Source organism: Cryomorphaceae bacterium (genome assembly GCA_017798125.1).
Lineage (GTDB): Bacteria > Bacteroidota > Bacteroidia > Flavobacteriales > ECT2AJA-044 > ECT2AJA-044.
Genome location: CP059070.1, coordinates 874,408 through 899,850, shown reverse-complemented (window position 1 = coordinate 899,850; position 25,443 = coordinate 874,408). Strand labels below are relative to the sequence as shown.

The window sequence follows — 25,443 nt, the reverse complement described above, 5'->3', positions numbered from 1 at the left end:
ATTTAATCTTTCCCGCAAACATCGCGGCATTTCGTATTTTCCGCCTCAATCTCTACTCAACCATGGAACAAAGCCAACAAAAAATGATCATGGGCCACCCCGCAGGCCTATATGTCCTTTTCTTTACAGAACTCTGGGAGCGCTTCTCCTACTACGGAATGCGGGCGATCCTCGTCCTGTATTTAACGGCTAAAACGACGGACAGCAACGCCGGTCTCGGCTGGGAAAATGCCTCAGCCCTTGAACTCTACGGGTGGTATACCATGATGGTCTACGTCATGTCCGTTCCTGGGGGCCTTCTCGCCGATCGCCTTCTCGGGCAAAAGAAAACGGTCATGCTCGGAGGGGTCCTTCTCTGCATCGGACATATCATTCTCGCCGTTGATGCCCTCTGGGCCTTCTATACTGGTCTCGTCTTCATCGTCCTTGGGGTTGGAGCCCTGAAGCCCAACATCAGTACCATGGTCGGAGGGCTGTACCGTCGAGGCGATGCTCGGCGCGATGCCGGCTTCACCATCTTTTACATCGGAATCAACATCGGTGCCTTCACGGCTCCCCTCCTCGTGGGTTATGTCGGCGAGGTAATCAATTGGCACTACGGCTTCGGCCTTGCCGGAATTGGTATGGCCATAGGACAAATCGTCTACGTATTTGGTCAGCGTTACCTGAAAGGGGTCGGAGATTTTGAAAGGCCCTCACGGGCCGATGGTACGCCATCCTCCCAGCCGCTCACCAAAATCGAAAAGGACCGCCTCAAGGTGCTATTGCTCTCCTTTGTCGTCGTTATAGTCTTCTGGGGTGCCTACGAGCAAGCCGGTGGGCTGATGAACCTCTACGCCAAAGAAAAAATCGACCGTGTTATGTTCGGCTTCACCGTACCCGCCAGCTTCTTGCAGGCCCTGCACGCCTTTTATGTCATTCTGATTGGAGCGCCTATGGCCTATTTCTGGACCCAATGGCGTAAATGGGGTCGCGAATCGAGCAGCCTCTTCAAGATGGGTATTGGAACCATTATTACGGGTTTAGGCTTCCTCTTCCTTGCCGGAGCGGCACAAGAAACCCTTGGTTCCGCTGATGGCAAAGCCTCCATCTATTGGATGTTCGCGGCCTACCTTCTGCACGTCGTGGGGGAATTAAGCATCTCCCCTATTGCCCTTTCCTACATCACAAAATTGGCTCCAGCTAAGTACGCCAGCTTTATGATGGGTGCGTACTTCTTTGTGAGCGGGGTAGGAAACAAGATTGCCGGGCTGGTTGGCGAAGCGGCTCAAGAAGCTGGCGAAATGACCATCTTCATTGGCGTCTTTGGATTTTGTGCGCTTTTTGGTCTGACCCTAGTGCTTTTCGTCAAACGACTCAAAGGCCTCGCCCATGGAGCGGAGGACATTACTCCTGTTTCTCCTCTGACGGATCCGGAGTAACATCATCACCTTTCGTTTCGGCTTCCTGCTTTTCAGAGGGCGCCTCTTTAACCGCTTCTTCCTGAAAAGCGTGTTCATCTACCTGCTTGAGCGAAATCGCTTCAGGCACAATCATACCTATGCCGTGTAGGCGCAGGGTGTTGAAGACGTCCGTGTAGACCTGATTCTTGGTGAAGAGTATCTCTCGCTCCACCCAAAAGTGAATGTAGAAGCGCGCCTTGTTGTCTTCCACTCCATCGTAGTAAACAGCAGGCGCAGGAAGGTCAGCGCTCTGGATGATGTTCTTCATAGCGTCCTCCACAAGGTAGACCACTCGAGTAGGATCCAGGTCTTGGATTGGAAGCACAAATTCAAAACGCAAGCGTCTTTGGCGGTTGGCCAGAGTCCAGTTGATTACCTTCTGGGAAACAATGTCGCTGTTCGGCACAATCAATTCAGAGGCGTCGTAGAGTCTCAAGGTGGTTGCCCGGATTCCAATTCGAATCACTTCCCCTTCATCCAATTGAATCTTCACAATATCTCCTTCCGTAATCGGCCGCTCGAAAACAAGGATCAAGCCACTCAAAAAGTTATTGATGATGGATTGGAGACCAAAACCAATACCAACCCCAAGGGCACCCGCCAAAAGACCGAGATTAGCAAAATTGAGCCCGAGTTGACTCAAGGCCAAGAATATTCCAAAGGTGACCAAGATGTAGCTCGTCATTGAGCTTATCGCCATCGGCACACCTCGCTCCAAGTCTAGGCGAGTCAATAGCTCCTCCCTCAAGAATAGGACGGCTGGTCCAACGGTTAGCCAAGTGACAATAATAATCTTGAAGAAATTGATCCCATCGCCGATGGTGACCGTATAATCCCCAATGTCGGTTCCGGTTTTGATAAAGTCGGCCCACCATATGCCCAAAGCATCAAAAATGTAAAACCCGTTGAGCACAATTTGAGCAAAGAGAAGTACGGACAAAATTTGAAGAATGCGGGTCAATCCACGTGTGGCCTTCTGCCTAGCTTCGGGCATCCAACGGTGAGCATACTTGGGAATACCGGTATTGAACCACGTCCTTACCGCTACCGAAAGGGACTGGAACGTCAAGCCTATAAAGACAGCAGCCATCAACGTGGTTACTGTTCCATCGACCAAAAGCAGAGAGAAGATATGGTAGCCCGTTAAGTTCGTGACGAAAGCTATCGCTTGCACAAAAATCAGAATCGGTGTAAAGCCGAGCAGGAGCCTTACCCACCAGGCATTGATTCCATCAAAATCATGCCGCATCCGGTATATCCGAACCAGTCCATAGCTCAACACTAAATTCAATACGAGCAAAAACAGTCGTTGACTTAGCGGCCCAGTGTTGATTAAACCGTACTCAAAGACGATGTACGTGACTACGGATCCAATGATGATCCAGCGCTGTCCGTCGCGAATGTTTTGGGTGAAGAGCAATAAGAAAACAAACAATAGAACCGTCGAGAACACCAGACTAATCAGGGCTGGAGGGTTACTCAAAAAGAGTAAAATGGACAGTAAGGAATAATAAAAGGCGGAAAGCCAAGGTCGGTTGAATAGGCTCTTCGTAATGCGATCAGCATACACCTCATCGTCGAAAGACATATTGGTTTTCATCCGATAGAAAAGCACGAGAAAGAGCACAAATACCGGCACAAACCACAGGGTTTTATTCTTTTCTTGCTCGAGGTACAATCGGGCATCGCTGCGGGCCAGCCAGATCAATTTATTGAGCTCAATGCTCGAATCATCCGTGCTGTCGCGCTCCCAATTGAAAATGCCATCCCCGCGTTCCGTGATGCGCGAAATAAGTTGACGCGATTTCGCCTCTTCAATGGTCGACTGGCTGCTTTGAATCTTCAGGATCAACTCGGTAGCAATGCTTTCGACTTCCAGTGTTTCTTCAAACTCAAAGTCAACCACTTCAAATACGCTGTCTATTCTTCCGAGGGTAACAGTTATTCGAGAGGATACTTCTTCTTTGGCGTCATCGGCGTCCAATTCCTCTTTGATTAAGGACCAAGCATCCCTATATAGCTTGAGCTCACTCTCGATCGCCTCTAAGCTCTTGTTGCGAGAGGAAAGCTCTGAAACAATGGGACTCAAATTTCCTTGAAGCTCGGACCAGCGAAGCTTTAGACCATCTAGCGTCCCTGAGAATTGCTCGTTCCTCAGAACATCTTCCGTAAGCTCGTTCAAAGAATCAATGCGCATCCGAAGCGTGTCTAGGTTTGCTCTTCGCTGATCCATCAAAGAATCCTGAAGCAGGGGTTGAACATCTGATCGGAAATACTCGATCAGTTCTACGCGGGCACTCGAGATTTGGGAAAGCTCGATTTTCGGAATGACGACTGTTGAGTCAGAGGTTGCCGTTTGCGCTGATAGCGCGAAACTGCACACGAGAGTCATCAAGAAGAAGAGATTCTTCAAAGGAAATGGGGTTGGGTTCAGCCTCTAAAATAGAGAATTCGAAGCACAGAATTCTGAGCGGTCAAAGCGAAAAGCCTAAATTGTATGCACTTAGAACCCAAACCTATGGCTCAAGAACCCTCCAATCGGCCACTCGACGTGTACTTCCGCCTGGCCCTGGCTACCCTCATTATTTACTGGTGTTTTATGATTGCTCGACCATTTTTGGTCATGTTGATCTGGGCTTCCATCATCGCTGTGTCCCTTTATCCGGTGTACAAGGGCTTATCGAATTTGTTGAGAGGTCGTAGGGTACTCACCTCGGCCGTCATGATTGTCATTTTGGTGGCCTTATTTGTGATTCCGAGTATTCAAATCGGACATTCTTTGACCAAGACCGCCAAGGAATTGAAGCGAGAACTCGATACCGAACAGTTCAATATTCCGGACCCTGATCAAGCCATCGCCGATTTGCCTGTCGTTGGAAATCAGCTCTACGGATTGTGGATGGAAGCGGATACCAATTTTGAAGCCTTTCTGGAACACTACAGAGAGCCAATTACAAACGTAGGGGGCTGGTTACTGAAGAGCATTATTGGAGTCATGGGCGATTTAATCATCTCCATCATTGCCGTAATCATTGCCGGTGGCCTCATGGTCCATGGAGAGTCCATTTATACCTTCTTAGAACGTTTTGCGAACCGCTTAATTGGAGATCGAGGCCACGAGTACATCTCTCAGAGTCGGGATACCATTCTGAGCGTCGTAAAAGGAATACTCCTCATTGCTCTCATTCAAGCGGCGCTCGCGTTTGTGGGACTTGCTATTGCCAACTTCCCTGCCGCGGGTGTCTGGGCAGTCCTGATTCTTATAGCGGCCATTGTGCAGCTTCCCGTCATGATTGTGACCATTCCAATCATCATCTATGGATTCAGTTATATGGACACGACTCCAGCGATCATTTTTGCGATTTACATCGCGGCAATCGGTCTTATCGACAATATCTTAAAGCCCATTCTTCTTGGACGAGGGCTTGAAACACCCATGCTTGTCATTCTTATTGGTGCACTTGGAGGGTTGGCCCTCCACGGCATCCTCGGCCTATTCGTTGGACCCGTCGTCTTGAGCATCGGGTACCGTTCAGTCTTTATTTGGATGGATGGAAGCTCTACCTCATCACAGTTAGAAAGTTCAAAGTCTTAGTGCAAGTATCCTCTTTGTGAAGACAGGGCTTCAGGAGCCTGTTCTCCGATGATTTCTTTGAGGTCGATTTCGATATTCCGAGTAATGAAGTCCATGGGAACGTCCGTCTTGAAATTGAAGGGCTGAGACATCACGGTCCCGAACACGTAGATCTGATAGAAGATCCATCCGACAACCATGGTTACAGGAACAATGAGCAAGGGCAGGTTCAACTTCCAGAAGGTGTCGATCATGCCGAAGGGGAAAAACAAGATAAACACGGCCAAAAAAGCTCGGGTATAGTAGTCATAGGGACGTGGCAGAGGAGTGTCCTTTAACTTTTCGAGCATTCCCTGAAGCTCCGTTAACCGCGTAATGGTATCGTCAATCTGAATGTAGCTGTAAATGTCCAGTACTTCTTGAGCATTCAACTCCTTAATTCCATTCCCTTGATGCATGGCAATGGCCGTCACTCGATTGGACCGCTGAAGTATTTCTTTGTAATCTGATTCGTCGAAGTAAACGCCGACTTCACTATTCCACAATTCCGGTTCTTCGATATTCTTTAATCGCAACCTCAAGGCTTGTACCCAGGCAATTTGACCGCGCACCAATTGGAAGCTCTTATGCAACAGTGGCCCTGGAATATGGTCCGGATCTACCACCGTTAGGGCCTGACGGGTAAAGGTTCGACTTTCACTGGCGATACTCGCCCAATAGGATCTGGCGGACCACCACCGCTCATAAGCGGCAGCATTTCGAAAAGCCATAATGATGGCCAAAGCCGTACCCAGAATAGCCACGACCGCCGGAGGAATGCTGACGTAATCGGATACGTACATCCTGTGAATAAAGAGGGCCAAAGTGGACGTCACACCGCTGTACAGCAGGTTCTTCCATGAGAAGCGGATAGCCGCTCCAAAATGCAGGGATTTTCTGGTAATCATGGGTTTAGGTACAGGGCTTTCGGGTGAAGATACCCATTAATAGAGGAATCTTTGGTCATTCCTTTGTATCTTGACGAACATTTTTACAAAAATCCTTCTTTGTAAATCTGATCTACTCATTAACCCAACTGAAAGCGTGTCTTTCAGGTTATTTTTTTGCTATGAACAACTTCCTTAAACGCGGAAGCCTGCTATTGGTGCTATGTCTTTCCATGAGTGCCTTTGGACAGAACCGCTGGAAATCTACCGTTCAGACCTATTTGAACGAAAACTACACTGAACTCGGCGTTACGTCCGAGGATGTCCAATCTTTTGGTATTACCGACGAAGTACCTACGAAGAAAACAGGGGTATGGCACGTGCATATTGTACAACAAGTCAATGGCCTTGATGTCATCAATGGTGTTGCGAACATTACTATTGCACCGAATGGTGAAGTCGTTGCTGTTGGAAATCGATTAATTGCCCACCTCAACGACAAGTTGAGCGGATCGGGTAGCGCAGGTATCGCGCCGTTAGGCGCCATCCAAAAAGCAAAGGAGCGCCTCGCGTTAAGCGGCCAAATGGGAACAGCTTTGACTCCGGATGCTACTGGCGCTTTGCGCTTTGAAGGTGGAACTTTGTCTCAGGAGGACATTACGGCACGATTAGTCTATTGGAATGCCGGTGAGGATGTTCGCTTGGCTTGGGTAGTGGGTATCTACCAAATGGATGGCGAGCACTGGTGGCAACTGGTTCTAGACGCACAAGACGGTCAGGAGCTTCATCGCTATGACTGGGTTGTCCGTTGTACGTTCCCAAATCACCCTGAGGAGGCACACGTGCACTCGCACGAAAGTATGTCCGCTCCAGCGGCCATTGCGCCTGCAGCGCCAGCGGTTGCTCCAGCCTCGAATGGCGCCGTATATAATGTATATCCTTTGCCCATCGAGAGCCCGAGTCACGGCTCACGCGCTCTTTTGACCAACCCTCACGATACGGCGGCCTCACCTTGGGGATGGCACGACACGGATGGAATGGCCGGGGCAGAATACACCATTACACGCGGAAATAACGTACATGCCTACACAGATACTACGGACAACAACCAGCCGGATTTTGAGCCGGATGGAGGCACGGCATTGAACTTTGATTTTACCTTGGATTTGAATCAAGCTCCAGGAGCGTACAAATCAGCAGCCACTACGAACCTATTCTACATGAATAACCGAATCCACGATGTGATGTGGCACTATGGATTGGATGAAGCAGGTGGTGCGTTCCAAGAAACGAACTACACTGGGGTTCCAGGGGCTAGCGACGAGGTTCGTGCCGAAGCTCAAGACGGTGGTGGTCTAAACAACGCAAACTTTGCAACCCCTCCCGATGGGTCGAGTGGTCGCATGCAAATGTACCTTTGGACGGGCCAGTCTTCTGGGGATATTGTGACGGTGCATACACCTGCTACTATCTCTGGAACATATCCAGCTGGGCTAGCCAACTTCGGTCCGGCCATTACGACGACACCAGTTACCGCGGATTTAGCCCTGGCTTATGATGGGGTAACGGACTCGCTAGACGTTTGCGATAGCATCATCAATCCAAGTGATTTGTTAGGTAAAATCGCCGTAGTTCGACGTGGTGGTTGTTCTTTCGTCAGTAAAGTGCTGGCCTGCCAAAATGCAGGAGCCGTTGGGGTCATTGTCGTTAACAATCTAGGAGCTGCTGCCGGAATGGGTGGTTCGAGCGCAAGCGTGACCATTCCTTCTGTAATGGTCGCTTCTTGGGACGGACAAGACATTATTGATGCTCTTGTTCAAGGAGACAGCGTCAATGCTTCATTGTCGCTTCCATTAGGGTTTGGACAAGATCGTGATGGTGACTTAGATAACGGAATCATCATCCATGAATACGCCCACGGAATCAGTAACCGAATGACGGGTGGTCCAAGCGCCTCAGGTTGTTTGGGGAATGAGGAGCAAATGGGAGAAGGATGGAGTGATTTCTACGGAATCATGATGACCATGGACACAGCATTCGGGGTGAACCCTGCTCGTCGCCCAATGGGAACCTATGCGGTATTTGAATCACCGACCACTGGAGGTGGAATTCGCCCGGTACCCTATGACACCAACTTTGCCACGAATAACTACACCTACGCAGATCGGGCCAATGCTAACATTTCCGTTCCTCACGGAGTTGGATTCATCTGGTGTACCATGCTTTGGGACTTGAACTGGGCATTCATTGATCAGTACGGATACGATCCTGATTTGATTGGAGGAACAGGCGGTAACGCCATGGTCTTCCGCTTGGTTACAGATGCCTTGACCCTTCAGCCTTGTGGTCCTGGATTTGTCGATGGTCGTGATGCCATTTTACTTGCAGATCAACTCGCTTACAACGGGGCAAACCAATGTTTGATCTGGGAAGTGTTTGCCCGCCGTGGGCTAGGTGCTAGTGCTGATCAAGGGTCCCCGAATTCTCGTTCCGACGGAAGCGCTGCCTTTGACGTGCCTTTGAGTTGCCAGGTTGCAACAGAAGCGCCTACAGCTGATTTTGAGGTACTCGTTGATACCACATGTGACGGTGCGTTTGACTTTATTGATCTATCCTTTAATGTTCCTCAATCCTGGTCATGGGACTTCGGAGATGGAACCACTGATACTTTGCGTAATCCGAGCCACACGTACAGCGCTACTGGATCTTACACCGTTAAGCTGACCGTAAGCAATGACCTCGGGGTGGATTCACTTATCCGAACCAACTACGTTCACTACATCGCACCGACAGACAACCCTGCGGTTGCTGGTGGATCCGGATGTAGCGCTGATTCCATTCAGCTAACGGCGGTTGGGAATGCAACACCTTTGTGGTATGATTCTAGCCTTCAACTGGTAGGCACAGGAAATGTCTTTATGGCACCTCCTTCTACTACCACTCAGGATTATTTTGTTCGTGATGCCATCGTGTACCCGACAGAATATATCGGGCCAGCGGACAATAGCATCGGTGGAGGAGGATACCATGCTACCACGTACACAGGACATGTTAACCTTGACGCTTCCGTCCCCTTGACCATCAAATCAGCTTGGATTGATGCCGATGGTCCTGGCATTCGTGTTGTCAATGTTTACGACAGTCCTGATGCACTCGGTAATATCATCCAAACCGTACAATTGAATATTTCTCAGGGAGGTATTCAGCGAGTAGATCTTAACATCGATATCCCTAGTCCAGGTGAATACAGCTTTGGATTGGATCAAGCTGGCTTATACCGGAACAATACAGGTCCAAGCTATCCCTATGAGGTTGCTGGTCTTATGACCGTAAATGCACCAGAGGCTGGCCCTGATTTTTACTACTATTTCTACGACCTAGAAGTTACGCGGACTGGTTGTGAAGGCGACCTTGTTCAAGTTACGGCAACCGTAACAGACATCATTGACTTTAGCTATGCGGTGAACAACCAAACCGTGCAGTTTACAGATGCCTCACCTAATGCGACGAGCTGGTCTTGGGACTTTGGCGATGGAAACACGAGCAACCAACAGAACCCAAGTCACACCTACGGAGCAGATGGTCTCTATACTGTAACATTGACGACCGATGGTGGAACCTGTGTGAAAACCGAACAGGTTGTAATCGGTGTAGTGACCTTGGAAGAGCAAGATGTGCTTAGTGCAGAAGTGTTCCCGAATCCTGCAGTTGCGTCGGTGACCATCCAATTGGCCGAGCCGCTCGTCAGCGAAGCCGAATTGAGCATTTACAGCATTGATGGACGTGAATGGTTCCGAACTACCTTGGAGCGAGGAACAAGTGAAGAAGAATTGGACGTTCGAACGCTGGCGAATGGCGTTTACTGGATTCGAGTCGAATCAAACGGTCAAGAACTTCGTGAAAAGCTAGTGATTCAGAAATAAGGCTTTAGAATCACCACTCTAATCTCAGCGCCCTCAGGAAGAATCTCTTCTTGGGGGCGTTTGTTAATTAGAGAGGTCATTTCCGGAGTCATGGTATTCTCTGTTCGCGCACTTATGGCCTCCAAGTTCTCCCCGCTTTGAGCTTTTTCAATGACCATATAGCGCTGCATCATTTTCGACTTTTCACGATCGCTTAAGGGGCGAAGAGATGCCATCGCACGCTCAATTCCCTGCGTATAACCATCAGGGGCTAATCCTACGATTTGAAGCACTCCTTCCGACGTGCGAATCCAGAGCAAATAATAATGCGACCTGTTTCGAGAAGAAGGATCAATAAAGATCATTCTATGGCCCTTGAATCCACCTTGCGTGATTTCCTCATCGGCCAGCATGTACCCCTCTGGAAGCTCTTTCAAATTCTTACGCATGGTCCGAACCGTAGCATCTAAAGTTGTTGTATCCGGCAGTCGGCCAAGTGCCAAAGCACTCTTCGACTTTTCATTGGCCGCCATCACAGCACTTGCGTAAACCTCCGTCTGGAAACCGTCTTCCAAAGCGATGGAAACGTCGTGCGCAGGGAGCAAAATAGCCGTATCTCCCGGCGTACGTCCATATTCGATGGGCGCTCCAACCAGCAGCCCATCTACGGTTTCATTGAGTGCGCCTAACGGCGCGATAGGCTCTACCGTCAAATCATCCAACATCCCTTCAATGCGCTTCACGCGATCCGCCGTGATCGGATGATCATTCAAGTAGCTGCGTTCTTCCACGTGACCGGTAGCCAACTGAACAACCTCCGTAAGTTTCTGCAGAGCCGATATTAGGGCAGCGGGATCATAGCCGGCCCGGGCCGCTAGTTTTACTCCCTCAGTATCCGCCTCTGTTTCAAATCCTCTTCCATACTTGGCCATGACCAAGGCTCCTGAAGCATTGATGGGTGCATTGACCAAGGCTCCTAAATCGTCGTTAAAGACGCCGAGTATGTTCCCGGGAATACTCAAGAGGGCCGGGAGAATCCCTTTCTTCTGCAACTTGACGCCATGGCGGTTTTGGGCGTGAATAATTTCGTGGGCAAGGACACAAGCCAATTCTTCCTCGGTAGTCAGAAGCTCCAACAAACCCGTGGTGACATAGCAATACCCTCCAGGCAATGCGAAAGCATTGGGCTCAATAGTAGGTACAATTTGAAAGGAAAATGGGAAGTATGTGGTGTCCAAAGCATCGACCAATCGGTTCCCTACGGAAGCAATGTACGCGGTTCGTTCGGCGTCATCCAAGATGCCAAATTGAAACTCTACAAGGGCGGCGTTCTCCTTTCCCAGTTTACGATCTACATCGTACGGATTCTGTGCTCCGACTGTGGTAGAAAGGATTAAAAGAATTGTTAAGGCTGTCCATTTCATATCACAAAAGTAGGATTCTACATATCTTTTCGACACAAAACCAAAAAGCCATGACCAAGAAACTACTCATCCTTAGCTCTATTGCCCTTTTCGCGGCATGTAGCTCAAAGCTCGTTGCACCTACCGAAGCAGACCTCGCCGGGATTCAAGAACAGTATCCCGACGCCACCCTTATGGCCCTCAACGAAGGGAAAACCCACTACCAAGAAGTGTGCAGTAACTGCCATGCACTATACCTCCCTGGGAGCTACACGGATGATCAATGGGCCAAATTGGTCAAGGGTATGTCCAACAAAGCGCGAAACAACGGAATCCAGGTTTCGGACGATCAAGAAGCGAAAATTGCCATGTACCTCATGGCCGTCAACGAGCGGTAGTCCGCTTTATTGAACGAGAAATGTTTCGGAAAAACTCTGACCTGATGAGTTCAAAGTCATGTGATAAGAACCGGAAGGCAGATTCGCCGTCTCAATTTCTATTTTATTCGAACCAATAAGCCGGTGTGAAACCTCAATGGGCTGACCGAGCGTATTGACCACTTCCAGTTTGTAGGATTCCATGAGTCCAATTCCCAATTCCCAGGTAAAGGATTCAATGGACGGATTCGGAAACACCTGCGAAGCGCGGTTTTGATCCTCCAGGCCTGTGGATACAGCCAAATATTCTAAAGATGGATTGAAATTCGGAGAGAATCCGTTGGTGGCATAAACTGTTCCTTGATGAGTCGTTCCAGCAACCCCTACCCGTTCATCATTCATCGTAGAAGTACTCCATACTCCGGTATTTAGATTAAGATGGTCTACTACATCTAACGGTTCAATAATGGAGAGTAAGTTGATGTTGTGCTTTTCATCACCACCTATAAAGAGCAGCTGGCTTCCGGAAACAGCAATTCCCATGAGCGAGCGTTTTTCAGAGAGCTGAGCCGTGGTCCATGCGCTACCATCCCAAATATCCACTACATCGGATTGGGTTATGTTCACTATGGTTCCACCGGCAAAGTAAAACTTGCCTTGAGCGTAGATAGCAGACAAAAATCCTCGGTTTTGCGAAAGCACGTCTGCGCTCCAAGCTCCCGTTGTAAGATCATACCAATCCACAACTGCTGAGGAAGAATTTATTCCGTTGTGCCCGCCTGCAAAAGCCACTTTGTTTCCATCCGTAGCAGCCGCGAGAAATGCCCTAGGTTCCGATAGGTGTTCTGTAGTCCAGGTTTGCGTGGCCTCGTCATAAATAAAGACATCGTCACTGAAGGTCCCGACAGCCTGGTTATTCGCGTTCCACATCAGACTTTTATATCCGCCTCCAACGATAATCTTTCCTTGGGCGGCAACGACTGCAGCAGCGCCAATAACATCGGGCATGATCACATTAGACCAAGATCCATTTGAGTAAACCCGCATGGTATCTGATATAGCGGGTGGATTGTTTGCCAATGATCGAAATCCTCCCAGTATATAGATACCGCTATCTCCTTCTACACTGGAGTGATATCCTCCGGCACCCCATCCTTCGATGGACTCGATCATCGTATTCGTGTTGATATCCAACACCATGATACTATCAATGGGCTCTGCGGTAAAGGGATCGGCTCCACCAATAATCCAAACTTCGTCGCCAACCGTAAGTGCCGTATGTGCAAAAGTCTCCCAAGGAGTGGTGACTTTGGTCCACTGACCAAACGAAGAAAAAGAAAAGAATAGGGCAGTAAGACTGAGTGCCCAAGAGGCTAAGTAGTTGTTTTTCATGGCTTAGGTTTTCCCCAATATAGGAAACCTTACCTAAATCAGTCGGCGCGCTCAGCCAATGCATTGATGTCTGCGGGATCCAGAATGCTCTTATCTGTGCCGTATAAATGCACGTTGATCATGGCGAGTCCGATCTTGGTGGTATCCGTGATGGAGTTCGGGGCCAGCTTCTCCATCAGCCATAGAAGCCATCCGAACCAGTCGTACACGAACTGGTAAAGTGGGGTCCGCGATTTAATGCCGCGGCGCGGAATTATACCTCCGGGCCGAAACATCACCGCACGCCTGAACCCAAGCCCAAGGAGGTCGTTCTCCAGCTTTCCTTTGACCCTCGCCCACATGGTCCGACCCTTTTCCGTAGAGTCCGTTCCTTGGCCGGATACATAAGTAAAGGTCATGTCCGAATTAACCTCATGGAGTAAGCGGCCAGCGGCCATACCGTAGTCGTACGTCAACTTGGTGTATTTCGCTTCATCCATCCCGGCTGAACTCACTCCCATGCAGTAGAAACAGGCATCGACGTCCTGAAATTCAGCGCGAAGTGATTCAAAATTCTCAAAATCTTGGTGTTCAACTTGCTTGAGCTTGGGGTGCTGATCTTCCAGTGGACGTCGGACCACAGCGGTAACCGATTTTACCTGAGGGTGGTCCAAACATTCGAGCAAAACGCCTCGGCCGACCATGCCGCTTGCGCCAAAGAGAAGTACATTCATAAACATATATCTATGGCCGGGAGAGCCAATCTGCAATCATTTTTAGAACTTGCAACACGTTGCAGTAAATAAAGATAAGAATATGAGCAGGGACCAAAAGGGCATAGACCCTAGCGCGGAAATTCACGAACTCGCCTTGATTGAGGAAAACGTTGAGATTGGAGCTAACACGATCATTGGTCCTTTCTGCATTATTCGTGAAGGCGCCAAGATCGGAAGCAACTGCAAGCTGACCGCCTATTGTGAAATGCGCGAGAACGTTACCGTGGGAGACCATACATCGTTCGGTAGTCGATGCACCATCAGCGCGAACGCTTCGGTGGGCAGTCGCGTCAGTGTAAAATACGGCTTTGTCTTGGCCGATACCCCTAATCTGCAAGAAGGGGACAACAAGTCCGTTGGAAGCATTCACGACGGGGCGCTGATTGGTGCCAATGTCACCCTAATGCCCGGCTTCAGCATCGGTAAAAACGCCATTATCGGCGCCTGTTCTCAAGTTCGCTCCAACGTTGGAGATCACGAAATCTGGTACGGTAATCCGGCGAAGTTCTTCAAGAAAAACGACTAAGAGCCCTGCACATCCTCTTCGAGCTGTTCTAGGGAAACGCCCTTTGTTTCCGGCATGAGGAAATGGGTGAAGGCGAGCTGAAGGACCATAAATCCAGCAAACAGCGCAAAGATGAAACCCGGTGGAAAGGCATCGATGATGACCTGTCCCACGAGGGTTATGATGGCCGCCATGACCCAATGCGTGCTCACGCCCCAGGCCTGTCCTTTGGCTCGCACTTGATTCGGGAAAATCTCGGATATGAAGACCCAGATTACGGCTCCCTGACCCACCGCGTGAGAGGCGATAAACATCAAGATGAAGACGAGAATAAATCCAGACGACGCGCCGGTGTAGTACCCATAGGAAATGAGGCTCAAGCTGATGATGTAGCCAAAGGAACCGAGGTAGAGCAATTGCCGTCGGCCCGCGCGGTCAATCAAGGACAATCCAACAAAGGTGAAGAGCAGGTTGATGCCCCCAATGGCAATGGAGCTGAACAGCGATTCTCCGGTGGCCAGACCGCTTTGCTCCAAGATGACCGGAGCGTAGTAGAGCACGAAATTGATTCCACTCACCTGATTGAAAAAGGCGATCAAAAAAGCCAGTAGAAGAGGACGGCGGTATTCGCGTTTCCAAAGGCGCTCACTGCGTTCATGAGCGTGCCGATCGTCTGAAGCTTTGATTTGGTCTAGAACGGCTTGGGCGGCACCTTCATCGGGCCGTAGGCCCTGAAGAACCTCGAGCGCCCCGCGCTCGTCTCGCTGATGAATATAGAGCCATCGAGGACTCTGGGGCACGAAGATGACAAAGATGGTGTAGAGGGCCGCAGGAAGGGCCTCGATGCCGACCATCCAACGCCAGTCGTCCTCTCCTCCTACCCCGTGAAAAAGGTAGTTACTGATGAAGGCGATGAGGATTCCGAGCACCAGGTTGAACTGGTAAAGGGCCACGAGGCGTCCCCGCTCTTTGGATCCGCTGATTTCGGAAATGTAAATGGGGGCGGCAACCGAAGAGGCTCCAACACCCAAACCGCCGATGAAGCGGAAAAAGCTGAAGCTGTACGGGTCCCAAGCCACAGCCGAACCCACCGCGGAAAGGGTAAAGAGGATTCCGATGCCAATGAGGGTCTTTCGGCGACCGTAGCGGTCACAGGGAATGCCCCCGAATAGAGCGCCAACCACAGTCCCCCACAAGGCCATGGACATGATGAAAAATCCATGGAACCAAGAACTGGTATTCCAGAGCTTTTGAATGGGTTCATTGGCTCCGCTGATGACGACCGTATCAAAGCCAAAAAGGAACCCCGCGAGGGCCACAGCAAGGGCGGTGCGGAAGATGGTTTTATTCTGGAACATGCTCCTAAACTAACCAAAGATTCCTTTCTTTGGCGGCACAAGACCTCGATTTATGCGCCGTCTCTCGTTTCTCCTACTTGCACTGTTCACCGCGTTTGGCCTTCAAGCCCAGCACTCACAGCCTACAAGCGTAGACGATATCAATCCCTTCATCGGCACCGGAGGTCACGGCCACACCCACCCCTCCGCGCAATCCCCGTTCGGCATGATGCAACTCGGACCCAACACCCGCCTCGAAGGCTGGGACGGCTGCAGCGGATACCACTACACGGACAGCGTCCTCCTCGGATTCAGCCTCACCCACCTCAGCGGAACAGGCATCGGAGACTATGGGGATCTTTTGATTGGGCCCTCACGGGCCGATGGGGCACTTCTCCACATGGACAAATCCTCGGAGCGCGCCAGCGCGGGACACTATAGCGTGACCCTAGAAAATGGCATCCTTCTAGAATCCACCGCAGGCCCACGAACAGGCATTTTGCGAGTGGTTTTCCCAGAAGGTCATCGGGCCGTTCTCGATGTGGATCTTGACCATCGGGACTACGAGCTGAGCACCTCTTTTGAAGTCCTATCGGACAGCAGTTGGCAAGGACATCGCTACAGCCGCGGATGGGCACAAAACCAAAAGCTCCATTTCTATTTCGAGTCCAACCTGCCCGCTCAAACGGCGGAGGTCGACTCACTCCACTTTACGCTGGACTTCGGTTTTGTGGACACCGTTGAACTGTACATCGGAATGAGTGGTACAGATATCGATGGAGCCGTGAAAAACTTTGGAGCGGAGGGCTTGGCCTACGACTTCGCGGCCCTTAGGGCCAGAACCCGAGCGGAATGGGCGGCGGAACTCGACAAAAGCTATGTCTATCATCGCGATGCGGATTGGAGGGCCATCTACGCCACTTCCCTGTACCACGCGTACAGCGTTCCCAATTTGTGGAGCGATGTGGACGGGCGCTATCGCGGCTTGGACGATGCCATTCACACCGACACGACCTACGAGCACTACACCATTTTTTCTCTGTGGGACACCTACAGAACCGCGCATCCGCTATACGTCATTACGCAACCTGAGCGCACCCAGGCCTTTTTGAACGGCTTCTTGGACATGTATGACCAGTACGGCCGATTGCCCATTTGGGAACTCGCCGCCAACGAAACCAATTGCATGATCGGTTACCACAGTGTTTCGGTCATAGCGGACGCCTTAGCCAAAGGATATCCCATCGATACGGCCCGAGCTTTGGAGGCCCTCGATGCCACAGCGACCTACGATCGAAGTGGCCTTCTGGACTATATAGAAAAGGGGTTCTTGTCCATGGAAGATGAAAGTGAATCCGTTTCCAAAACCTTGGAATACGCCTACGACGACGCCTGTATTTCTTGGGCCGCAAACCTACTCGGGGACCCCGAAATGGGGGCGGAATACAATCAGCGCGCCACAGCTTACCGGTCCTTGGTTGATCCCGAAACCGGTTGGATGCGCGCTCGAGACAACGGTCAATTCCTCGCCGATTTTAACCCGAGTCAGGTCAACAACCACTACACCGAGGCCAACAGCTATCAATACAGTTTTGCACCGGTACATGACCTCGACTATTGGAAAGGGCTTTTGGAGCAGTATTTAGATGCCCCATCCGGCAACGACGCCCTCTACGGTCAACTGGAAAAGCTGTTCAATGCTCCACGCGAAACCACGGGCCGAACCCAGGCAGACATTACCGGTCTCTACGGCCAGTACGCCCACGGCAACGAACCCTCGCACCACATTGCCTACCTCTACAACAGCACGGATAGTGTCCACAAAACACAGGAACGCGTTTGGTCTATCATGGAGCAATTTTATCAGAATGCTCCGGACGGTCTTTCTGGAAATGAAGACTGCGGTCAAATGAGTGCTTGGTTTGTCATGGCCAGTTGGGGACTGTACCCCTTGGTTCCCGGCGAGGCTCGTTATGCCGTTTCCACGCCGTTTTGGGATCGAATGGAAATCACTTTGCCGAATGGAGCTCCACTGAACGCTCATGTCGGTGGAACGGGTAAATACCTGAAGTCCTGGTTTACCGATGAGGATCTTCAAGCCACGTGGATTGATCACGAGACCCTTTTGAAAGGCGGAACCTGGACCGTTGAACGAAGTGAATCCCCAACATCGTTCGGACAAGGGCAGCCTTACCGCAACAGTTTGGAAAACGAAACAGCCCCAGCACCCATCATTGAAATTCCGATCAGCATCAATAAGAAGACCGTTGGCCAGGTCGTATCCCCCATCGATAAATCCGTGACGGCGTCGGCCTCTGGTTCCATTCAAACAAAGGGCGCGGAACTCATCGCCACAGGAACTGGAGAAATTCAAGCGACTTCGCCCGTTGATGGTTTCGGAGCACACGAGAGTAGGGCCAAAGTCTTTTGGCGCGATGATCGCTTTGAGGCCCGGTGGGAAAGCGGTGTTCCGAACCCCCAATACACCGCCGGAGGACCCGCTTCTATGGTGGACGGGATTCGAGGAGATGTCGATTGGCGCAAAGGCCATTGGGTCGGAATTCAAGGTCAAAATGCAGAACTCCAGTTGAGCGCCAATAAAAAAATGAAAGCCTCCGAGGTTCAGGTGAGTCTGCTCAAAGACATCCGTTCTTGGATCGCCTATCCAAAGGCCGTCACCGTTTCCTCACAAGATCGAAAAGGACGATGGACCACCTGGGAACGACAGGAAATAGAGACGCCGCTCGGAGTCGATTGGTCTGATGACATTGAAATCACCGAACTCAATTTTCAAGCACCTAGTGGCGTGGTAGATTGCGCGGTCATCAAAGTCGAATTTGAAAATGCGGGGGCTCTCTTGGACTGGCATTTAGGCGCTGGAGGAGAGAGCTTTTTCTTCGTCGACGAGGTCATAGTGGAGTAGGTCAACCAACCTCATGGCACTCTTCTCCGTGAGTACAAGGACAAAAACCAACTGCCATGAAAACCTCCACACTCCTTTGTCTCGTGCTGCTGGCGTACAGCGTTCAAGCACAATTCCAAAACGAATCCAAAATTGTCCAGCCCAACCGAGCAGCCGAAAACTACTTTGGCTACTCCGTGGATGCGGATAAGAACGTATTTATCGTCGGGGCACCGCAATCGGGCCGATTTGAATTCGCACCTCCGCACAACTGGGGCCCGGGTCAAGTCGAGTTCTACGCACAGACCCTGACCGGTGTAATTAATTTACCCTATATCCTACCGAGCGATCTCGGAACTCGGGACTTCTTCGGAACCGATGTTGCCATTAGCGGCGATTACGCTGCGGTTGGCGCGCCCCAGCACCAGTTGGACGCCTCGGGAAGCAACCCCATCGCCGCCGCTGGAGCCGTGTACATCTACACCTTCAACGGATCTTCGTGGATCATCAGTCAAAAAATTGTCAGTCCGGATCGAAGCCAAGGAGACGCCTTCGGGGCCGCCATTTCCATGTCTGACGATGCACTAGTCATTGCCTCCCACGGAGAAGATTTAGATGCCAACGGTCAAAATTCCATGAATGCCGCAGGTGCCGTCTACGTTTACCGACGCAACGCCCAAGGACAGTACATCCTCGAGCAAAAAATTGTCGCTTCAGACCGGGCAGCAGTGGACGGCTTTGGCTACCATGTGGATATTTCAGGCCACCTTATCCTGGTCGGTGCACCGTGGCACGACAACGATGCCGCAGGCGGAAACTTCATGAACCTTGCCGGAGCGGCCTATCTCTATGAATTCAATGGAACCACCTGGAACGAGTACTCGAAATTGGTCCCACAAGACCGTGCTACGGGAGACTATTTCGGCATTCATGTAGCCGTGGAAAGCACCTTTGGAACCTTGGTCGTGGGCTCAGCCTTTGACGAAGCCACTTCAACCGGACCCCTCTACACGGGAACGGCCTATATCTTCTTGTACGGATCGGCCAGCGTCATCGAATTGCAGAAAATCGTGAGCAGTGATTATGAGGGGGGCGAAGGCTTTGGACAAGCCATAGATGTGGTCCCTGGAATCATTGCCGTGGGCGCATTCCGCGATATCGACGACCTCAATGGTCAAGCCGTTATTGACTCTTCAGGGGGCGCAGTATTCTTGTATACCCCAGATGCTACAGGCATGTGGAGTCAAAGTCAAAAGATCATTTCATCGGATCGCTTTGCCGGAGATCACTTTGGCCGCACCGTAGCTCTTTCCTCCTTTGATACCTTGGGAATATCCTCTCAGGGCTTGGTCGTGGGCGCCTGGAAAGACGATGAAGACGCACAGGGCGGGGCCTTCATGGAGCGCTCTGGATCGATCTACCTCTATGGCCAAAGCACTATTGGATTATTCGAAGAGCGCGCAGAAGCGACGTGGACTCTGTTCCCGAATCCGAGCTCCGAGGCGGTGACGATCTCGCATCTGCCCGTAGGGCAAAAAGAAATCACGGTATATGATGTGGAAGGCCGTCGTGTTTGGACGGGGCAGACCAGTCAAGAGACTTTGAGCCTACGGCTCGATGGCTTAGCCCGCGGAATATTCACCGTCGAGGTTCGAAGCGGTGATCGCGTTTCCCATAGGAAGCTATTGGTGCAGTAAGCGTATCCTTGCCGCAGGGCGTTTCAAAAAATGTCATAGCTTTGTAAGCGTCTTCGAAAGGAGACACCGTTATTTTAAATAGTTATCGAGAAAGGTGGAGGGACTGGCCCTGAGAAACCTTAGCAACCCTTGAAATTCAAGAAGGTGCTAAATCCAACCCGGCAATCGGGTGCAGATAATTCAAAAGACATTCATAGCCTCTTTTGACTATTTGTTGAAAGAGGCTATTCCTTTTTCTACCACTCTCGATCTAAAAACAGAACGAAAATGAAGGTAGAAATCATCCAAAACGAGCCCTTTCAATTCAGCACACCTTCCGGCGCTTTGCCGTTGGACATCGTTGCTAGTCCGGCCCTCAGCGGAGCGGATGCGGCCGGCTTCCGTCCTATGGAGCTCTTGCTCACGTCCCTAGCAGGTTGCATGTCCATCGATGTGCTGAACATCCTTAAAAAGAGGAAGCAAGAGGTAACCTCCTTCAAGGCTTCGGCAGAAGGGGAGCGAACCACGGAACCCCCAAATGCCTTTACCTCCATTCGTGTGGAATTCGAGTTTGGGGGAGACCTCGACCGAGAGAAAGTCGCCAAGGCGATTGATTTAAGCGCGGAGAAATACTGCTCGGTATACCACTCCCTTTCTCCCTCCATTGAAATCTCTTTCCATTTCACCCTACTATGAGTTCAGCAAACTTTGAGACGTTGGCCGTCCGAACACAAACGCGACAGTCTCAGCACCGAGAGCACTCGACACCATTATACCTGACCTCGAGTTTTACTTTTGACTCTGCCGAACACGGGGCCGAGATGTTCCAGGGGGCAGAAGGGAACCTGTACTCCCGCTTTTCCAACCCCAACACCACGGAGTTCATCCAAAAACTCGCCCTTATGGAAGGCTATAATCATGGGGTGGCCACGGCATCGGGAATGGCCGCGGTATACACTGCCCTAACCGCCCTACTTCAAGTCGGAGATCATGTCGTTGCGGCCTCGAATATCTTTGGAAACAGTCTGTACATCCTACAAACTCTCTTGCCTAAGATGGGCGTGGAATGCACCTTCGTAGAAGTTGACAGCAATTTAGGATTCGAATCGGCCATCCGAAAAAACACCAAGATCCTCTTTGTGGAAACTCCGGCAAATCCCACCTTGAAGATTGCGGACCTCCAGTTTTTAGGGGATCTCTGTGCGGCGAAGAACATCACCTTCATCGTTGACAACTGTTTTGCTACACCCTATTTGCAAAAGCCCTTTCAATTTGGGGCGCACTTGGTCCTCCACTCCGCGACCAAATACATCGACGGTCAAGGGCGAGTCCTGGGAGGAGCCATTCTCGGGGAGGAAAAAAGGGTGCAACAGTGCTACGATTTCATTAGGAGAACGGGTGCCGCCCTGTCTCCTTTCAATGCTTGGGTCCTTTCAAAAAGCCTGGAAACCCTAGCCCTTCGAATGGACAGGCATTGCCAAAACGCTCAAGGCTTGTTGGCCTTCTTGGACCAACATCCGGATGTTGTCGAGGTGCACTATCCGCACCATGCCGACAACCCTCAACTCGCAATCGCTCAGGCTCAAATGAGTCAGGGAGGTGGACTTGTGGGGTGTATTCTGAAAGGGGGGCGCGAGCGAAGTGCACGATTTCTGAACGCTTTAAAACTGCATTCCCTTACAGCAAACCTCGGGGATACACGGAGCATTGCCACGCATCCCAGCTCTACAACCCACAGTAAGCTAACTGAAGAAGCACAGCGGGCGGCCGGTATTGACCCGGGCTTCATTCGATTCTCCGTGGGTCTTGAGCACGTGGACGATATTCTATCAGATGTCGAACAAGCATTAAAGCAATCCCGGGCATGACAGCTGTTCAATACTTTCATAGGTCAGAAGTCTTTGCCCTAGAACTCGGGGGTAAGTTTTCTTCGCTTCAGCTCGGATATCATACCTATGGGGAGCTCAATGAAGCTCGGGATAATGTCATTTGGGTGTTCCATGCCCTAACCGCCAATTCGGATGTGCTGGACTGGTGGTCCGGGCTTTTTGGAGAAGGAGATCTCTTTTCACCGAAAGAGTACTTCATTGTCTGCGTCAACTCAATCGGATCGCCATATGGCAGCACAGCACCTGAAGGCCTAGACTTTCCAAAATTCACAGTGCGCGACGTTGCTCGTTCGCAGCTCCTTCTGGCCGAACATCTCGGAATCGCAAAGATCAAGGTGGCTATTGGCGGGTCCTACGGAGGTAGTCAGGCTTTGGAGTTTGCCCTAGCCTATTCAGGAACTATAGATCACCTCATTCTGATTGCCTGTTCTGCTCGGGAAACCGCTTGGGGTATTGCCATCCATGAGGCCCAACGTATGGCCCTCACCACCGATTCCAGTTTCGGGCAAGCTGGAGGCGGACAAGATGGGCTAAAGGCAGCGCGTGCCATCGGCCTTCTGACCTATCGTACTTCAGAGGCCTTCATCGAAACGCAGTCTGAGGAAGACGATCGGGTGGATAACTTCAAAGCGGCCTCCTACCTCCAATACCAAGGAGAAAAAATAGAGGCGCGATTCAATGCTCTGTCCTATTATTATTTGCACCGGTGTTTGGACACCCACAACCTCGGAAGAGACCGTGGAGGCATTCAGAAAGCCCTAGCCCAAATTGACTGCCCAACGCTTTGCATTGGTATAGAAAGCGATAAGCTCATTCCGCCTCATTTGCAAAAGCAACTGGCTGAAGGTATTCCTCAGGGACAGTACACCGAGATCACCTCGCGCTTCGGTCATGATGGGTTCTTGATTGAAACCGAAAAACTCACTCATTCTATTCAGGACTTTTTAGCGTCCTAAAACCAAAAATCATGAAGGTTTTAAAATTTGGCGGTTCCTCGCTTATCAATGAAAAGCTTCCCGCGCTGCTGGATATTGTGCAGCGCGAATCCTCCCTGGAGTCTGTGGCCCTCGTGGTCTCGGCCCGTGGAAAAAGTACGGACCAGCTCATTGAGCTCTACAAGTTGGCTCTTGATCAAAAGGACTTCAGCGAAGTCTTGGAGCAATTCAAGATGGGCCAGCAGATTCCTGGACTTGCCCTTGATCTTCAGTCCGACATTCAACAGCTCGAAAAACTGCTGTACACCGTTCGGGATTTTCAATTGGAAGACGATATCATTTTTGATCGCGTCCTGTCCTATGGTGAGTGGCTCAGCGCTCGAACCATTACCGCATATCTGGATGCCCATGACCTACCCGCCCAACTTTTGAACTCAGCTGACCTTATTCGGGTGGAAGAAGGTGAAGTGGACTTGAAGGCTTCGTCTGAGCTAATTACGGCTGCCCTATCCTCTGAAAATCCCTTAGCGATCTCGGTCATCACAGGGTTCTACGGTAGCGACAAAAAAGGAAGGGTTCGCACCTTGGGACGTAACGGTTCCAATTACAGTGCTACGGTCATTGGGGCGAGCATAGGTGCTTCGGAAGTTCAAAACTGGACAGACGTCAACAGCATCTACAGCGCAGATCCCAGATTGGTAGAAGATGCGGTACCCATCGCACACATGAGTTATAAAGAGGCCCACGAACTGTCAAACTTTGGAGTAAATCTTCTCCACAGCAAAACGATTCTACCCTTGATGAAAAGTGAAATCCCGCTGCGGATTAAGAACACTTCGGACCCCCAAGCCGCTGGCACCCTTATTGATAAAGACGGCGCCGAAAAAGGCATAAAAGCCGTGTCCTGTATCGAGGATGTCTCGCTGATTAAAATTTCCGGAAAAGGACTGAATGGTCGTATTGGGATTGACGGTCGAATCTTTTCTCGCTTGAGTGCTTCAGACATCAGTATTCGCATCATTTCTCAAGCGTCTTCTGAGCGCGGAATTGGCTTTGTCGTTGATCGCAAAAATGCCCCATTGGCCACGTCAGTTCTCCAATCCGAGTTTGAAGAAGAGCTCAATACAGGCGATATCTCCTCCATCGAAACTCTAGACGAGGTAGTGATCATTGCCATTGTCGGTCGACATAACTACGCCCTTGAAAAAGCCATTCAAGTTCTAAGGAAAAATCGCGTGTGGATGCACTTGATTAGCAACAGCATCAGTGGAGAACACATCTCACTTGTAGTAGATAAGGCCAAAGCTCAAAAAGCTATGCAGGTGGTTCATGCTCAGGTCTTTGGTGTGATCAAAACCCTCAATGTCTTTGCCATTGGCAAGGGCTTAGTCGGTGGTGCATTCATCGATCAGATCATTGAGACTTCGGCAAAAGTAGAAGCGAACCGAGCTCTACGCGTTCAGGTCATTGGAGTGGCAGATAGTCAGGGCTACGTTGTAGATGAAAAAGGGCTCGGGGTTGATTGGCGTCAGCATCTCGAGGGGGCCAATGGTCATCAAGGTGATTTACTTTCGGTATTGGATACTCTGAAGCAATCGGGAATCGAAAACCTGGTGGTCGCAGACAATACCGCTTCAGAAGAAGTCACCGCCCTTTATCCCGAAATCATTCGGTCTGGGTTTGATTTGGTCGCTTCCAATAAGAAAGGAAATTCAGGTGATCAAGAATCCTATGATAGACTGCGCACTCTTCTGAGAAGGTGCGGTCGTCACTTCTTTTATGAGACTAATGTCGGGGCGGGTTTGCCCGTCATCGACCCCTTGAAGCACTTACGCGATTCCGCGGATGAACTTACTCGGATTCGAGGCATCTTCTCAGGATCGCTGAGTTTTCTATTCAGCACGTTCTGCGCGGAGTCTCGTCTTTTCTCGGAGGTGCTTTTGGAAGCTCAGGAACGAGGCTATACCGAACCCGATCCCCGAGAAGACCTCTCCGGAATGGACGTAGCCCGGAAACTGCTCATTTTGGCTAGAGAAGTGGGCATTAAAGCCGAGCTGGAAGATGTCCAAATCGAGCCTCTTATCCCCGAAGAACTGGCCTCTGAAGAGTCCTTTGATGCCTTCCTGGAGAAAAGGGATTTCCTCGATCGCCATTACGAAGATCTTCGTCATTCTACATCTGTGGGCGAAGTCCTCCGATACATTGGTGATCTGGATGTGGGTAGCGGTACTTTAAGGGTGAGCTTAGGAAAGGTTCCTACCTCCTCTGCCTTAGGGGGGCTCCGTGGAGCCGATGCAATCTTCGAAATCTTTACGGCGTCTTACCAAGATCGACCCATCATCATTCAGGGAGCTGGGGCTGGAGCGGAAGTCACCGCTCGAGGAGTGTACTCTGACCTGCTCAGGATTGGAGCGCTGATCTAGTGGGA

At 50.6% G+C, this 25,443-nt stretch carries 17 protein-coding genes and 1 riboswitch; of the genes, 11 read left to right on the top strand and 6 right to left on the bottom strand.

What is annotated here, in order from left to right:
- The first annotated feature begins 62 nt into the window (after positions 1-62).
- On the top strand, positions 63-1,421 hold the full coding sequence (locus HZ996_03810) for a peptide MFS transporter (protein QTN38302.1): 1,359 nt from the start codon (positions 63-65) through the stop codon (positions 1,419-1,421).
- On the opposite strand, the gene HZ996_03805 is transcribed toward HZ996_03810, so the two are convergent.
- A complete protein-coding gene (locus tag HZ996_03805; protein QTN38301.1) occupies positions 1,387-3,855 on the bottom strand; it encodes a mechanosensitive ion channel in 2,469 nt (822 codons plus the stop codon). The genes HZ996_03810 and HZ996_03805 overlap by 35 nt on opposite strands.
- Before the next feature lie 105 nt (positions 3,856-3,960).
- Between HZ996_03805 and HZ996_03800 the strand changes: the two genes are divergently transcribed.
- Positions 3,961-5,037: an AI-2E family transporter gene (locus HZ996_03800; GenBank protein QTN38300.1), complete on the top strand. Its 1,077-nt coding sequence runs from the start codon at positions 3,961-3,963 to the stop codon at positions 5,035-5,037.
- Here the strand turns inward: HZ996_03800 and HZ996_03795 are convergent.
- Positions 5,034-5,963 carry a hypothetical protein gene (locus tag HZ996_03795; protein ID QTN38299.1) on the bottom strand — a complete coding sequence of 310 codons (930 nt, stop codon included), beginning with the start codon at positions 5,961-5,963 and terminating at the stop codon, positions 5,034-5,036. The two genes, HZ996_03800 and HZ996_03795, sit on opposite strands and share 4 nt — an antisense overlap.
- 161 nt (positions 5,964-6,124) lie before the next feature.
- On the opposite strand from HZ996_03795, the gene HZ996_03790 reads away from it, so the two are divergent.
- A complete protein-coding gene (locus HZ996_03790) occupies positions 6,125-9,865 on the top strand; it encodes a T9SS-dependent M36 family metallopeptidase (GenBank protein QTN38298.1) in 3,741 nt (1,246 codons plus the stop codon).
- Here the strand turns inward: HZ996_03790 and HZ996_03785 are convergent.
- Positions 9,856-11,268 (bottom strand): M48 family metalloprotease, encoded by a 1,413-nt coding sequence (locus HZ996_03785; GenBank protein ID QTN38297.1) that lies wholly within the window; start codon positions 11,266-11,268, stop codon positions 9,856-9,858. The two genes, HZ996_03790 and HZ996_03785, sit on opposite strands and share 10 nt — an antisense overlap.
- 50 nt (positions 11,269-11,318) lie before the next feature.
- Between HZ996_03785 and HZ996_03780 the strand changes: the two genes are divergently transcribed.
- Complete coding sequence (locus HZ996_03780; protein ID QTN38296.1) at positions 11,319-11,645, top strand: cytochrome c; 327 nt, start codon at positions 11,319-11,321, stop codon at positions 11,643-11,645.
- A 6-nt stretch (positions 11,646-11,651) separates the two neighbouring features.
- On the opposite strand, the gene HZ996_03775 is transcribed toward HZ996_03780, so the two are convergent.
- Positions 11,652-13,016 (bottom strand): T9SS type A sorting domain-containing protein, encoded by a 1,365-nt coding sequence (locus HZ996_03775; protein QTN38295.1) that lies wholly within the window; start codon positions 13,014-13,016, stop codon positions 11,652-11,654.
- A 38-nt stretch (positions 13,017-13,054) separates the two neighbouring features.
- Entirely contained in the window at positions 13,055-13,729 is a 675-nt protein-coding gene (locus tag HZ996_03770) for an epimerase (GenBank protein QTN38294.1), read from the bottom strand.
- A gap of 82 nt (positions 13,730-13,811) precedes the next feature.
- On the opposite strand from HZ996_03770, the gene HZ996_03765 reads away from it, so the two are divergent.
- Positions 13,812-14,297: a transferase gene (locus HZ996_03765; protein ID QTN38293.1), complete on the top strand. Its 486-nt coding sequence runs from the start codon at positions 13,812-13,814 to the stop codon at positions 14,295-14,297.
- Here HZ996_03765 and HZ996_03760 read toward each other — a convergent pair.
- Positions 14,294-15,634, bottom strand: a complete 1,341-nt coding sequence (locus HZ996_03760) for a sugar porter family MFS transporter (GenBank protein QTN38292.1) — start codon at positions 15,632-15,634, stop codon at positions 14,294-14,296. The genes HZ996_03765 and HZ996_03760 overlap by 4 nt on opposite strands.
- Before the next feature lie 52 nt (positions 15,635-15,686).
- Between HZ996_03760 and HZ996_03755 the strand changes: the two genes are divergently transcribed.
- The 6 genes from HZ996_03755 to thrA all read left to right on the top strand — a co-directional run bounded on the left by HZ996_03755 (position 15,687) and on the right by thrA (position 25,438).
- Positions 15,687-18,536: a glycoside hydrolase family 92 protein gene (locus HZ996_03755; protein ID QTN38291.1), complete on the top strand. Its 2,850-nt coding sequence runs from the start codon at positions 15,687-15,689 to the stop codon at positions 18,534-18,536.
- A 56-nt stretch (positions 18,537-18,592) separates the two neighbouring features.
- A complete protein-coding gene (locus HZ996_03750) occupies positions 18,593-20,212 on the top strand; it encodes a T9SS type A sorting domain-containing protein (GenBank protein ID QTN38290.1) in 1,620 nt (539 codons plus the stop codon).
- A 79-nt stretch (positions 20,213-20,291) separates the two neighbouring features.
- Positions 20,292-20,394: riboswitch (SAM riboswitch) on the top strand.
- An 85-nt stretch (positions 20,395-20,479) separates the two neighbouring features.
- Positions 20,480-20,887 (top strand): OsmC family protein, encoded by a 408-nt coding sequence (locus tag HZ996_03745; GenBank protein QTN38289.1) that lies wholly within the window; start codon positions 20,480-20,482, stop codon positions 20,885-20,887.
- The gene (locus HZ996_03740; GenBank protein ID QTN38288.1) at positions 20,884-22,059 is read left to right on the top strand and encodes an aminotransferase class I/II-fold pyridoxal phosphate-dependent enzyme; all 1,176 of its coding nucleotides are present in this window, start codon (positions 20,884-20,886) and stop codon (positions 22,057-22,059) included. Before HZ996_03745 ends, HZ996_03740 begins: the two co-directional genes overlap by 4 nt.
- On the top strand, positions 22,056-23,036 hold the full coding sequence (gene metX, locus HZ996_03735; protein ID QTN38287.1) for a homoserine O-acetyltransferase: 981 nt from the start codon (positions 22,056-22,058) through the stop codon (positions 23,034-23,036). Before HZ996_03740 ends, metX begins: the two co-directional genes overlap by 4 nt.
- Positions 23,037-23,047: 11 nt before the next feature.
- Complete coding sequence (thrA, locus tag HZ996_03730) at positions 23,048-25,438, top strand: bifunctional aspartate kinase/homoserine dehydrogenase I (protein ID QTN38286.1); 2,391 nt, start codon at positions 23,048-23,050, stop codon at positions 25,436-25,438.
- Positions 25,439-25,443: the final 5 nt, after the last annotated feature.